15 protein-coding genes and 1 tRNA gene are annotated in these 12,853 nt (G+C 70.8%); 2 read left to right on the top strand and 14 right to left on the bottom strand.

The genetic code is table 11. From position 1 onward, the window contains the following. From LOY02_RS14185 to dcd, 12 genes are all read right to left on the bottom strand, one after another. Nucleotides 1–887 (bottom strand): HAD-IC family P-type ATPase (locus LOY02_RS14185; RefSeq protein ID WP_317183012.1); only part of this gene is annotated, 887 nt, incomplete at its 3' end. A 146-nt stretch (nucleotides 888–1,033) separates the two neighbouring features. Beyond that, nucleotides 1,034–2,365, bottom strand: coding sequence for a cytochrome P450 (locus tag LOY02_RS14190; protein ID WP_317183013.1), 1,332 nt, complete (start codon nucleotides 2,363–2,365; stop codon nucleotides 1,034–1,036). Between the two features lie 35 nt (nucleotides 2,366–2,400). Next, entirely contained in the window at nucleotides 2,401–3,165 is a 765-nt protein-coding gene (locus LOY02_RS14195) for an alpha/beta hydrolase (RefSeq protein ID WP_317183014.1), read from the bottom strand. 113 nt (nucleotides 3,166–3,278) lie between these two features. Further along, on the bottom strand, nucleotides 3,279–4,133 hold the full coding sequence (locus tag LOY02_RS14200) for a GNAT family protein (RefSeq protein WP_317183015.1): 855 nt from the start codon (nucleotides 4,131–4,133) through the stop codon (nucleotides 3,279–3,281). 57 nt (nucleotides 4,134–4,190) lie between these two features. Then, nucleotides 4,191–5,114 (bottom strand): ABC transporter substrate-binding protein, encoded by a 924-nt coding sequence (locus tag LOY02_RS14205; RefSeq protein WP_317183016.1) that lies wholly within the window; start codon nucleotides 5,112–5,114, stop codon nucleotides 4,191–4,193. Nucleotides 5,115–5,180: 66 nt separating this feature from the next. After that, complete coding sequence (locus tag LOY02_RS14210; protein ID WP_317183017.1) at nucleotides 5,181–5,969, bottom strand: ABC transporter permease; 789 nt, start codon at nucleotides 5,967–5,969, stop codon at nucleotides 5,181–5,183. Next, nucleotides 5,966–6,616, bottom strand: a complete 651-nt coding sequence (locus LOY02_RS14215; RefSeq protein ID WP_317183018.1) for an ABC transporter permease — start codon at nucleotides 6,614–6,616, stop codon at nucleotides 5,966–5,968. Before LOY02_RS14215 ends, LOY02_RS14210 begins: the two co-directional genes overlap by 4 nt. Next, nucleotides 6,613–7,827 carry an ABC transporter ATP-binding protein gene (locus tag LOY02_RS14220; protein ID WP_317183019.1) on the bottom strand — a complete coding sequence of 405 codons (1,215 nt, stop codon included), beginning with the start codon at nucleotides 7,825–7,827 and terminating at the stop codon, nucleotides 6,613–6,615. Before LOY02_RS14220 ends, LOY02_RS14215 begins: the two co-directional genes overlap by 4 nt. Before the next feature lie 30 nt (nucleotides 7,828–7,857). Further along, nucleotides 7,858–8,097 (bottom strand): helix-turn-helix domain-containing protein, encoded by a 240-nt coding sequence (locus tag LOY02_RS14225; RefSeq protein ID WP_317183020.1) that lies wholly within the window; start codon nucleotides 8,095–8,097, stop codon nucleotides 7,858–7,860. Next, a complete protein-coding gene (locus LOY02_RS14230) occupies nucleotides 8,097–8,705 on the bottom strand; it encodes a DUF2975 domain-containing protein (RefSeq protein WP_317183021.1) in 609 nt (202 codons plus the stop codon). Before LOY02_RS14230 ends, LOY02_RS14225 begins: the two co-directional genes overlap by 1 nt. A gap of 111 nt (nucleotides 8,706–8,816) precedes the next feature. Next, the gene (locus LOY02_RS14235; protein WP_317183022.1) at nucleotides 8,817–9,518 is read right to left on the bottom strand and encodes an alpha/beta hydrolase; all 702 of its coding nucleotides are present in this window, start codon (nucleotides 9,516–9,518) and stop codon (nucleotides 8,817–8,819) included. A gap of 11 nt (nucleotides 9,519–9,529) precedes the next feature. Beyond that, the gene (dcd, locus tag LOY02_RS14240) at nucleotides 9,530–10,108 is read right to left on the bottom strand and encodes a dCTP deaminase (protein WP_317183023.1); all 579 of its coding nucleotides are present in this window, start codon (nucleotides 10,106–10,108) and stop codon (nucleotides 9,530–9,532) included. Between the two features lie 110 nt (nucleotides 10,109–10,218). Between dcd and LOY02_RS14245 the strand changes: the two genes are divergently transcribed. After that, entirely contained in the window at nucleotides 10,219–11,751 is a 1,533-nt protein-coding gene (locus LOY02_RS14245) for an ATP-binding protein (RefSeq protein ID WP_317183024.1), read from the top strand. A gap of 95 nt (nucleotides 11,752–11,846) precedes the next feature. Here the strand turns inward: LOY02_RS14245 and LOY02_RS14250 are convergent, their stop codons facing one another. Then, entirely contained in the window at nucleotides 11,847–12,206 is a 360-nt protein-coding gene (locus LOY02_RS14250; RefSeq protein ID WP_317183025.1) for a hypothetical protein, read from the bottom strand. 48 nt (nucleotides 12,207–12,254) lie between these two features. Next, nucleotides 12,255–12,686 carry a hypothetical protein gene (locus tag LOY02_RS14255; protein ID WP_317183026.1) on the bottom strand — a complete coding sequence of 144 codons (432 nt, stop codon included), beginning with the start codon at nucleotides 12,684–12,686 and terminating at the stop codon, nucleotides 12,255–12,257. 83 nt (nucleotides 12,687–12,769) lie between these two features. Between LOY02_RS14255 and LOY02_RS14260 the strand changes: the two genes are divergently transcribed. Next, nucleotides 12,770–12,843 (top strand) — tRNA-Gly (locus tag LOY02_RS14260). Nucleotides 12,844–12,853 lie beyond the last annotated feature (10 nt).

Genomic DNA, 12,853 nt, shown 5'->3' on the forward strand with positions numbered 1-12,853 from the left:
CAGATGAAGGTCGTCGATCCCAGCGTCTCGACGGCTTCGAGGTTCCGGACGAGGATCTGACGCTTGGCCATCTGCTCGGCTCCCCACGCGAGGGACAGGGTGACCGTCGGCAGGAGTGCCTCGGGAACGAGGGCGACCGTGACGCCGATGGCGAAGACGAACCCGTCCTCGAGGGGCCGACCCACGAGGAGGGAGACCCCGAGGAAGAGCGCGCCGACCCCGAGGGCGATGGCAGCGATGAGGTGGACGACCTGCCGCAGTCCGCGAGTCAGCGGCGTGACCGGTTTCGCGGTGGCGGTCGTCAACCGGGCGATGGCGGCGAGTCGCGTGCGGTCCCCGGTGGCGACGACAATGGCCCGCGCCTCCCCCTCCACGAGGAAGGTCCCCGCGTAGAGGTCGCCGCCGTCCTCGACAGTGGCCGCCACACTCTCCCCGGTGAGCATCGAGGTGTCCATGAGCAGACGGTTTCCCCGGACCAGACGCGCATCGGCGGGGACCCGGTCGCCGCTCTCGAGCAGGAGCACGTCGTCGACGACGATCTCGGCAGCATCGACGATCTGGCGTCTGCCGTCGCGGCGCACCGTGACGCGTGTGGGAAGCATCGACCGCAGCCGTCGAGCAGCACGGTCGGCGCGAGTTTCCTGTGCGAGCGCGAAGAGGGCGTTGATGATGATGACAGCGAAGATCGCCAGCCCCAGCTGTGGAATCCCGGCGACGACGGCGAGCGCGCCGGCGGCCCAGAGCATGAGCGCGAAGAAGTGGACCAGCTCGCCCAGGAATCTCCGGGCGAGGGATTGTCGACGCGGCTGCGGAAGGCGGTTCGGCCCGTCGGAGGCAAGGCGTGCGGCCGCCTCAGCGCTGCTCAACCCTTCCGCTGTCCTGTGCACCGAGAGCCTCCATTGTCAGCATGCCCACGGGCCCACGGGAGACACAGGGCAAAGGTCCCGGTGCGTCGTCGAGGACGCAGAAGCGGCCCGCCACAGGCAGGCTCTGCACCCGACGTGGGCTTGGGCGAAATGGCCCGCAGACGGGCTCAGGCGCTCCAGCGGATGGGTAGGCGTTTCACGCCCCGCTGGAAGTTGGATCTCAGGAAGGCCGGCTCGCCGGCGGACTCGATCCACGAGGTCCGGGACAGCACCTCGGTGAGCAGGGCCGTCATCTGGACACGAGCGAGATGGGCACCGAGGCAGAAGTGCGGGCCGTGCCCGAAGGCGAGATGCGCCTTGGCGTTGCGGTCGAGGTCAAGACGGTCCGGGTCGGCGAAGACGGCCTCGTCCCGGTTCGCCGAGGCGAACGAGACGACGACCTTCTCACCAGCCCGGACCCGTTGGCCCGCCACGTCGACATCGGTCGTCGCGGTGCGGCGGAAGGTCATCACCGGTGTCCACCATCGGAGCAGCTCGTCGACGACGCCGGCCACCCGGGACGGGTCGGCCCGCAACGTGCGCTGCGCGTCGGGATCATCGAGCAGTGCGATGAGGGCACCCGGGAGCCCGTTGCGCAGGGTCTCGTTGCCGGCCACGGCGAAGAGCCAGAAGAGGTTCTCGAACTCCTCGATGGACACGTGGCCGTCGCCTCCAGCCGCGTCGTCTCGCTGGGCCATGAGGATCGACATGACGTCGTTGCCCGGATGGGCACGCTTGCGCTCCCCCAGCCCAGCGGCATACGAGTAGAGGTCGGGCATCCCGGCGCGACTGCGCGGGTCGGGCATCCGCCCGTCGGGACCGGGTGTGGGGCGCAGCGCCACCGCAGCGACAGCGAGGTCCGACCCGCCCTCCCCGGTGAAGGACGCGCTCGACGCGTAGTCGGGGTCCTGCCACCCGATGACCCGGTTGGACCAGTCGAACATCAGCCAGCGGTCCGTGGCGGGAACACCGAGGATGTCGGCCAGCGCGAGCAGGGGCAGGTCCGCAGCGACGTCCTTGGCGAAGTCGCACTCCCGCGGACCCGCGAGCATCCGGTCGACGATGTCCCGGGCGTGGCCGGCGATCTGGCCCTCGAGGCGACTGATCGCCCTCGGCGTGAAGGACCTCGCGAGCATCCGGCGCAGCCGCGAGTGCTCCGGCGGATCCATGTTGAGCATCATGCGCCGCACGTAGGCAAGGTCCTCGGGGGTGGCCGGATCGCGGATCTGCGTGCCGCCGAGCCACGACGAGAAGGTCTTCGGCTCACGCAGGACCCGCACGACGTCGCGGTGTCGCAGGACGAGCCAGTAGCCGGGGCCCTCGGGCCATCCGACCTGCTCCGGCTCCTCCACCCGCACCACGCCGTGCTCGCGCCGCAGCTCGGCGAGGACGTCATGGGGCACACCCTCGACGTAGGTCGAGGGGTCGTGCAGCAGCCGGGTGGCCTCGAGGGGCGCCACGGTATCGGCCCCGGGGTCGAGCGGCGCGTGCGCCGTCAGGCCCCGGCCTCCTCGAGGAACGTGTCGATCCGCGTCGCGAGATTGACGGGCGTCTCGAACATCGCGTAGTGCCCGGCGTTGGGGATGACCTCGATCCGTGCATTGGGGAAGAGCGGGAGCCAGTAGGTCTTCGCGAAGTCCTCGCTCAGGGCAGGGTCGTGCTCGCCGACGAGGACGAGGACGGGCAGGTCCTGGCCCCGGACCTCGTCCGCGAAGTCCGGCGAGGCCCAGGCCTCGAGCGCGTTGGCAAAGGCGTCGCGCGTGGAGTTGGCGAGGGAGAACTCCACCAGCCAGTCCACCCACACCGGGGTGTTGCGGTTGCCGGTGGTGTAGTCGATGATCCCGAAGCGCTTGGCCCGGTCGTCGACCGCCCCCCAGAAGAGCTCCCGCCCGGCGTCGTCGAACGGGAAGGGTGTGCTGCTCACGGGAGACAGGGCCACGAGCGACTCGACGCGCTCGGGGACGCGGGCGAGCACGCGCTGGACGAAGGCTCCGCTCATCGAGTGCCCGACCAGGGAGAACCGCTCGGCCCCCCGCTCGTCGGCGACGGCGATGAGGTCGTCGGCGATCTCGTCAAGGGTCTGGGAGCCCTCGACCTCCTTGCGCGCACCGTAACCGCGCAGGTCGGTGAAGACGTAGGTGTTCGCCTCACCGTCGAGGTAGTCGGGAAACAGTCCCCAGCCCTCCGAGGAGCCGAACCAGCCGTGGCTGACGAGGACGGTGCGCGGGCCGGACCCGACGACGCGATGGGCGATCGACATGACTCTCCTTCGAGCTCCGACAACAGATTCGGTATGCCGCTGAGCCTAGTCCGCGCCCACCTGTCGTGCCGCTCCTGCCGCCCACGTCGAGCGAGACGCCGGTCCTGGTCGCGTCAGTCGCGGAGGCGGTCGTAGAGGGCGTTGTCCTCCCACCCTCCGTCGGCGGTCTCGGCGCTGAGGCGTTCGGTGCCCACGCGGACGAAGCCGGCACGGACGGCGAGCCGCTGGGAGGGGACGTTGCTCACGGCGGTGAGGAGGAAGAGCCTGCGCAGGCCGAGGCCACCGTCATCCTGACTGCGCATCGACCATGAGGAGGCGAGGTCGACCGCGGCCGACATGGCTCCGCGGCCGCGGCCCTCGGGGTGCGCCCAGTAGCCCACCTGTGCGGTGCCGTCGGGCTCGTCGGTGTCGAACTCGAAGAGGGCGACGTTGCCGAGGGCGAGGTCGGTCTCACGGTCGGCCACGCACCAGGCGACACGGGTGCCGTTGGCCTCCATGAGGCGAAGCCGCTCGAGATAGCCGGGGACGTCCTCGACCCGCTGCGGCAGGGGGGAGTGCGGGAGCATCGTCTGGAACACGGCGTCGGTCGCGGCCTCGACCAAGCGCGTCGCGTCCTCGGCGCGCCAGGGCCGCAGCCGGACCCGGCTCGCCTCGAGGACGACCGGCTCGAGCCACCGGGACCGTGGCTCGCGCGCCTCCTCTCGGCCGAGCCAGCCGAGCCATTCCTCGCGCGACCTGGCGCGCGCGCCGTCCACGCGGAGTGCGCGCGGGGCGAAGGTGAAACCGAGCGACCAGGCCACGCGCCGGGCCTCCCAGTCCCCGACGGGCGCCCGCCAGACGACGAGGTCGGCGCCCCCGTCGAAGGCCTCGTTCACGAGAGCCTCGACCTCAGGCCGGCCCTGCCCGCGGGCCGGTCGCACAGTCGTCACGACGTCGGTGTGGGGCGGCACGTCTTCAGGAGAGCGCATGGGGGCCATCCTCTCCCGTGAGCGACGTGCCGCCGCAACGCCTTTTCCGGCTCCCGGTCAGATGAGACCGGCCGAGGTGAGCCACTCCTTTGCGACAACGCTCGCGTCCTTCGTGTCGACGACAACCTGCTTGACCATGTCCGCGAGGGCGGGGGTGTCGAGCTTGGCCGACACCGCGTCGAGCGCGGCCTGGACCGAGGTGGCCACCTCCTCGCGCACGAGTGGCACGACGTTGTCGGAGCCGAAGAGCAGCTCCGGGTCCTCGAGCACGACGAAGCCGTTGGCGGCGATGGACGGGTCGGTGCTGAAGATGTTGGCCGCCTTGACCTGGCCGTTCTTGAGCGCCTCGACGGTCGCCTGACTCGCGAGCGGGCGGAACTCCGCGGGCACGAGGTTGTAGACCTCCTTGAGGCCGACGAGCCCCTGGTGCCGGGTCCGGAACTCGGCGGGCGCGGCGATCGACAGCTCGTCCTGGTGGGCGACGAGGTCGGGGATCGCGGTGAGCGACCACTCGTCTGCGGTCTCCTTGGTGACGACCATGGAGTTCTTGTCCTCTGCCGTGGACTTCGCCAGCACGGTGAGGCCGTCGGGCAGCTTGGTCTTCAGCGCGTCGTAGACCTCGTCCGGGTCGGTCGCCGTGACCGAGGAGTCGTAGTAGTTCGTCAGCGAGCCGGTGTACTCGGGCAGGATGTCGACCTCGCCGCCCTCCATCGCCTTGAGGTAGGTCTCCCGGTTGCCGATGTTGAACTGCCGTTGGACGGTGACGCCCTCCGCCTCGAGGGCCTGGGCGTAGATCTCGCCGAGCAGCGCCGACTCGGGGAAGTCCGCCGAGCCGATGGTCACGGAGGTGGAGCCTCCGGTGCCGCCGTTCGTGCTGCCTGGCTGCTCCGGAGCGAGCGGGTCATCGGTGCTCCCGCAGGCTGCGAGCGGCAGGACCGCGGCAGCGAGCAGACCGGCGAGCAGGGTGCGCGTGCGAAGCATCTTCAGTCACTTTCCGTGTGGTGGACCACGTGGCGGCTGCCTCGTGAGGATCAAGGGTCGAACGGGTCAAGCCGGTTGTCGATCTGGCTCCGAGCGGCTGCCCGGAGGACCGAGGCCGGTGCCGGTGCCGGCGCGCGAGGGATCGAGACGGGGGACGTCCGTAGGTCCAACACGAGTGCGCCTCCCGGAGATTCCCGGCGAGACGGCGTAGCGCTGGAGCAGCGCGAGCAGTCCGTCGGTGACGAGGGCGAGCACAGCCACGAGGACTGCCCCCGCGATCATCTGGGGCAGGTCTCGCGCGGCCAGCCCGTCGATGAGGTAGCGCCCGAGCCCGCCGAGGCTGATCGAGGCGGCGATCGTGGCCGTCGCGATGACCTGGAGGGTGGCCGAGCGCAGGCCCGACAGGAACAGGGGCATGGCGATGGGCAGCTCGACCCGGGTGAGCACCTGACCACCGCGCATCCCCATGCCGCGAGCCGCGTCGCGAGCCGCAGGGTCGACGCTCTCGACCCCGGCATAGGTGCCCGAGAGCAGCGGCGGGATGGCGAGGATGACGAGGACGATGATGCTCGGGATGGTGAAGGCCAGGCTGCTCTGGATGAGCGGACCGACGAGCATGGAGATGGCGAAGAGCAGACCGAGGCTCGGAACCGCACGCAGGGCGTTGGCCCCGGTGACGAGCCAGCGGCCGCGACCGGTGTGCCCGACCCAGGCGCCGAGCGGCCCGGCGATGACGAGGGCGATGCCGACGGTGACGACGGTGTAGACCACGTGCTCGCCCAGCCGGGCGGGCACGCCGTCTGGCCCGGTCCAGTGCTCGGGGTCCTGGAGCCAGCTGACGAGGTCGTCGATCACGTCGTCGCCTCCGCCCCGGCGCGAGCCCACGGCGTGAGCAGTCGCGCGACCGCGTTGATGGCGACGTCGAAGACGATGGCGAGCAGGACGCAGGCGATGATGCCGACCCAGACCTCGGTCGCGAAGTTGCGGGCGTAGCCGTTGGTGAGGAAGTAGCCGAGCTGGTTGACGCCGATGAGCGAGGCGACGCTGACGATGCTGACGTTGCTCACCGCTGCGACACGCAGGCCGGCTGCGAGCACGGGGACGGCGAGGGGCAGGTCGACGGCACGGAAGCGGGCGAACCCGCCGTAGCCCATGGCGGTGGCTGCCGCGCGCGTCGAGGGATCGACGCTCGAGAGCGCGTCGGAGACGGTGCGTGTCAGCAGCGCGACGGTGTAGATCGTCATCGCGACGATGACGTTGACGGGGTCGAGGATGCCGCGCTGGAGGATGCTGGGCAGGAGAATGAAGAGAGCGAGCGACGGGATGGTGTAGAGCAACCCCGTGGCGCTCAGCAGAGGCCCTCTCAGCCAGGCCTTGCGCGCTGCGAGCCAGCCGAGCGGCAGCGCGATGAGCAGCCCGAGGAGCAGCGGGATCCCGGCAAGCCAGGCGTGCTGGCCGGCGCGTCCCATGATCTCGTCGAGGTGGTCGAGCGCCCACGTCACGGGTGCGGACCTCCCTCCGCGGCCGTGATCGGCTCCGTCGTTGGCGGGTCAGGTGGATCAGGCGGGGTGGACGCAGCAGGGGCACGGAATGCAGACGAGATGGACGCGACCCCCGGGTCGCGACGGGCCTCGATGGCGGGCAGCACGTCGGAGGGCAGGATCGTGCCGAGGAAGCGGCCGTCGGGGTCGGCGACGACGCCGCGCCCGCTCGGTGAGCTCAGCGCGGCGTCGACGAGGGCCCGGAGGGAGCCGTCAGTGCGGGCCACGGTGCCGCCCCGATGGAGCAGCGAGCGGTCCACCGTCGTCGTCACGGCGTCGGCCCGGACCCAGCCGATCGGGTCGCCGTCGTCGCCGAGGCAGAGCACCCACGCCTGCCCGAGTGCCCTGACCTCGTCGGCGGTGGCGCCGAGGACGGTCGTGGGCTCTTTCGCCAAGGTGAGCTCAGGCGCCTCCTCGAAGCCGAGCGCCCGGTAGCCGCGGTCCCGCCCGACGAACTCGGCGACGAAGTCGTCGACGGGGTCGGCGAGCAGTCGTGCGGGCGTGTCGAGCTGGGCGAGGACGCCGCCGACGCGGAGCACGGCTACCTGGTCGCCGAGCTTGATCGCCTCGTCGATGTCGTGGGTGACGAAGAGGATCGTCTTGCCGAGCTCGGACTGGAGGCGGAGGAACTCGTTCTGGAGCTGCTCCCGGACGACCGGGTCCACCGCGGAGAACGGCTCGTCCATGAGCATGACCGGCGGGTCGGCGGCGAGGGCCCGGGCGACGCCGACACGTTGCTGCTGTCCCCCCGAGAGCTGCGCCGGGTAGCGCCGGGCGAGGGCGGGCTCGAGGCCGACGCGCTCGATGAGCTCCATCCCGCGGGCCCGGGCGGCGCGCTTGTCGACGCCGAGGAGGCGTGGCACGGTCGTGACGTTGTCGAGGACGGTGCGGTGCGGGAAGAGGCCGGCGTGCTGGATGACGTAGCCGATGCTGCGCCGCAGCTCGGCGACGTCGAGGCTCGCGGTGTCACGCCCGTCGATGGAGATGGTGCCGGACGTCGGGGTGATCATCCGATTGACCATGCGCAACGTCGTCGTCTTGCCGCATCCGGACGGGCCGACCAGCACGGTGATCCGTCCCGTGGGTGCTTCGAGCGTGAGGTCGTCGACCGCTGTCGTCGCCCCGGCCGTGCCCGCACCGTAGGTCTTGGTCACGCTGTCGAAGCGGATCATGCAGTCAAACGTACCCATCCCGTCCGACGGTCATGTCCCATTAACCGTCGGCGACTCGACCGAGAACAGGTCACCGGGCGTGCACCCCAAGGCATCGCAGATGGCCGTCAGGGTGCTGTAGCGGATCGCCCTGGCGCGCTGGTTCTTCATCACACTGAGGTTCACGACCGACACGCCGACCGCGTCCGACAGTGCAGTCAGCGTCATCCCGCGCTCGGCGAGGAGGTCGTCGAGGTGGCAGACGACACGGTGGGCGTCCTCGGCGGGCATCAGACCAGGCCGTCGACGTCGTCGCGGAGACGCACGCCCACGCGGTACGCCTCCGCGATGGCTGCGATGACGAGCGCGACGGCCAGGAAGGCCAACGACAGCGACATCTCGAAGACCTGACGAGCACCTGCCCCGAGCGCGCCGTCGGCGACCAGGACGAAGTCGCAGAGGGCCTCTGCCGCCGAGACCACGATCGCGCCGGTGCCCACGACGACGGCGATGCCCCGGAGCCGGCGCACGTTCGCCACAGTGAAGGGCTCTCCGCCACGGAGGTCTCCGAGCAGGCCCAGGAGGTGCCTGACGACGACGAGCACGGCGACGCCGACGAGAGCGCTCGGCAGGGCGACCAGCAGCCGTTGTGACATGGTCGGGTCCGCGATGACGACGAGCACGTCGGCCGGGTTCGCCACCGTGACGCCTGGCGCGAGTCCGTCCACCGTCACCTCCGTGTGAACCGTGGCGCGGATCGGGTCCCGGACGATCCCCGAGATCACGGGAGCGATGAGCTCCACCGCAACGACCACGAAGGCCGTCGCCCAGAGCAGGACGCGCAGCCCTCGATGGTCGGTCCCCGTGAACGCCAACCGCTCCCTGCCATTCGGCTCCATGTCTTCCCTCCGGCCAGTCGTCGCGGACCATATCGTTATTCGATAGTATCGAAAAACGATAGGAAGGCAATGGCGCCTCGGCCTTCCCGCGCGTTCCGCCTGTTCAGCAGCTCAGATGTCGACGATCCCGCCGCCGCCGTGAACGGCTTGGGTCACCACGGCGCCGATGGGTCCGGGTCGGGGGTGGGCCCGACCGCCGAGCTCGGCCGCGAAGGTGGCGCCGACGATGTCGACGACGAGGGTCGTCCACAGTCCGGCGCGCACGAGCATCGCGTGGTCGCCGCGGGCGATGCGGATCAGCGTCGCGTCCCGCCCATCGGCGCGGAGCAGGTCGACGGTGCGGCGCGACCGGGCGAGCGCCGTGATCCGGTCGCGGTCCCCGTGGATGAGGACCGTCTTCTGCCCGTCGCGCGGGACCGGGTCGCCGCGCTCGATCCAGGGAGCCAGGCCGACGACGAGTCGCACGTCCTCGTCGTCCGTGACCGCCAGCGCGGTCCGCCCGCCCATCGAGTGTCCGACGAGGCCGATAGGGGCACCGGGATACGCTGCCCGAAGCTGCGCCAACGCCCACCTGGCGTCCTCGACGGGCGAGGCCTCGGCTCCGTTCCACCCGCGGTAGCGGAAGCGCAGCCTCGCCACAGCGAGCGGTCCCGGCACCTTGCGCAGCCCCCGGGCGAACGGCACCAGCCGCGCGACGTTGTGCGACCACGCATGGTTCGGCTCGCGGCCCTCGACCGATCCACCATGCATGACGAGCGCGATGGCACCAGCCCGCGCAGGCCGCGCGTCCCACGTCAGGGAGGCGAGCGGCATACGGCTGTCGTTCACACCCGGGCGCGGTGGAAGTTCTGGAACGACCGCGATGCGGTTGGCCCCCGCTGACCCTGATAGTGCGAGCCGTACTTCCCACTGCCATAAGGGTGCTCGGCCGAGGAGCTGAGACGGAAGAAGGCCAGCTGACCGATCTTCATGCCCGGGTAGAGCATGATCGGCAAGGTGGCGACGTTGGACAGCTCGAGCGTGACATGCCCCGAGAAGCCCGGGTCGACGAAGCCGGCCGTCGCATGGGTCATCAGGCCGAGACGGCCGAGCGAGGACTTGCCCTCGACCCGGGCGGCGAGGTCGTCGGGCAGGGTGACCGTCTCGAGCGTGGAGCCGAGGACGAACTCCCCCGGGTGCAGCACGAAGCTGTCCTCGTCGGCACCGACCTCGACGAGCCGGGTCAGCTCGGGCTGCTCCTGAGCCGGGTCGATGTAGGGGTACTTGTGGTTGTCGAAGAGGCGGAAGTACTTGTCCAGGCGCACGTCGATGCTCGACGGCTGGATCATCGCCGGGTCGTACGGGTCGAGCACGACCCGCCCGGCGTCGATCTCGGCCCGGATGTCCTTGTCAGAGAGCAGCACGTAGGGAGGCTATCGCGCTCGCGCCCGCCCGCCATCGAACCGGAGGTATGCCGCTGAGCATGCTCCCCAGCCCCTTCCCGCGGTCACCGGGTCGGCCTAGGTTGAGCGGCATGACGTCACAGGGGTTCGGGGCGGACGGCGAGGTCCGCGCATTCATGAGGCAGTTCCAGGGTCTGCTCCGGCGCATGGACGTCGAGCTCGGGCCGGAGGACGAGGCGGGCGAGCCCCTGGTCCAGGTGCTGACGGACCACCTCGGCAGCGCCGCCGAACGGCTCGCGGTCGTGACCGAGGAGGTCCCCGCCCACCGGCTCGTCGACGCCGACATCGCGCTGGAGGAGCTGGCTGCCTCCGATGCGCGGGCGCGCCTCATCGGGATCGGGGGCGGCGACATGCGACACCACTTCACCCTCGGCGACCTGCTCCAGGCCGGTCACCATGGTCAGGGCCACATCCCGGTCGGCCAGGTCGACTACCTCCGGCTCGACACCGGTCCCCGGCCCGAGGACACGCGTCAGGTGGTCACGGCGGGGGTCCGGCTGTTCCGTCACGGAGGAGTCCCTGTCGCGGTTCGGGTCCTGGGCCGGAACCCGCACGTCGGGCGGGAGAGCGCCGTCTACGAGGTGCTCGCACCCGAGCGCGACGTGGCCGAGGCGCTCGTGACCAGACTGCGTGAGGTGATGGACGAGCGGAGCGTCATGCGCGGGCGGGTCATCACCCTCGCGTCGGATCCCTACGGTCCCGGCCTCGCCGGCGCTGCCTTCGTCGAACGGCCCGCGCTGACCGCCGACGACGTCGTCCTGCCACCGGGCGAACTGGACCGCATCGAGCACCATGTCGTCGGGATCGGCCACCACCGCGAGCGGCTGCAGGAGCACGGGCAGCACCTCAAGCGCGGCATCCTGCTCTACGGGCCTCCCGGGACAGGCAAGACGCACACCGTCCGCTACCTGCTGAGCAGGACGCCCGGCACGACCGCCGTGCTGCTCAGTGGTGGCGCGCTCCAGCACATCCACGCCGCCGCCAAGATCGCGCGAGCGCACCAGCCCGCGATCGTCGTGCTCGAGGACGTCGACCTGGTCGCCGAGGACCGGTCCCTCACCATGGGGCCGCAACCGCTCCTCTTCGAGGTGCTCGACGCCCTCGACGGGCTCGATGCCGATGCCGACGTGGCCTTCCTGCTGACGACCAACCGGGTCGAGGACCTCGAGGTGGCCCTCGCCCAGCGCCCGGGTCGGGTCGACCTGGCAGCGCAGATCCCGCTCCCCGACCTCGACGGGCGCCGGGCCCTGCTGCGTCTCTACGGGAGGCACCTGTTCGGCGAGGACGCGCTGTCGGCTGCTGCCGAGCGCAGCGAGGGCACCACGGCGAGCTTCGCGAAGGAGCTCGTGCGACGGGCCGTGCTCGGCGCAGCCCTCGAGGGGACCACTCCGACGGACCACCACCTCGCGACTGCCCTCGACGAGCTCCTCTCGGACTCCGAGGTCCTCACCCGCAGCCTCCTCGGCGTCCGCGGCGACGAGACCGCAGGCGAGGGGATGCGCGACGCCTACCCCGATGCCGGGCCGGCGCCGTTCTCCGGCCCCTCGCCGGGGCTCCACCGCGGCCGTGGAGCGGGGTGGTTCGCCTACCGGCCTCGCCCCTGAGGGGACCCGGCTGCGGGAGCGGACCCAGCGGCATACGGACGGTGTGGTGCCGAGGGAATGACTGACTGTTCGTCCGGCACCGCGCTGCGGCAGCCTCAGGCGGGCGGGGTGGCGATGTCGTGCAACCGGACGAAGAGGTAGGGAACCACGACCAGCCCGACGAGGATCACCGCAGTGCCGCTGCGGCTGCGCTCGGCCCATGCCCAACCGGCCGCGAGCGGGAGGACCGCGAGGGAACCCACGAGGTAGCCGAAGTAGGTCAGGGCAGGGATGTCGGGGCGATCACCGGTCAGCCAGCCGATCCCCAGGACGAGATGAACGACGAGGCCGACCTCGATGAGTGCGAGGAGACCGAGGACCACCCGGTTCACCAGGCGGTCCCGGGCGATCTGGACCAGGACGAGCAGCGCCGTGACGCCACACAGCGCGGAGAGGGCGATCTGGAGCTGGACCACGGCGCCATTCAACCGTGCCGATCGGCCTGCGGCCGGTCAGGGCTGCCGTCAGCTCCACCACACCCCGACGTAGTGGTGCCCCTCCGGGATCCGCGGGGCATCGACGAGCCAGTCGACCTGCGTGGCCGGGCCGCCGCTGGGATCCACCTCGGCCTCGAGGAGCAGGGCATCGACCTCGTCCGGCATGAGGGTCGTGATGACCGCCGCCCCACTCGCGTAAGGCCACTCGTCGTCCGGGTAGGCATCGAACTCGAGCTGGTCGAGCTCGATGCGGACGTCGTGGACGTCGGGGTGCTCGCGCAGCGCGAAGAGGGCACGACGGACCCCGTCGAGCGGAAGGTCCTCGGAGCGATTCGGTGCGATGCACCACTCGCAGTCGTTGCCGTCGAAGAACTGCTCGAGGGTCACGGCGACCTGCGTCTCCCGGCCGCCCCGCTCCCGGACATGCTCGACGAGGGCGACCTGTTTGGCGAGATCCATGCTGTGGAGGGTCCTTCGGTGGAGCGGCACGGCGTCGGCTACACTGACGCCGCGTGCCGCCGACCTTCGGTCTCAGCGGCTCCGCGAGCGTAGCTCAATGGTAGAGCGCCAGCTTCCCAAGCTGGATACGCGGGTTCGATTCCCGTCGCTCGCTCCACCACGAAGCC

The organism is Intrasporangium sp. (assembly GCF_032907665.1).
Lineage (GTDB): Bacteria > Actinomycetota > Actinomycetes > Actinomycetales > Dermatophilaceae > Intrasporangium.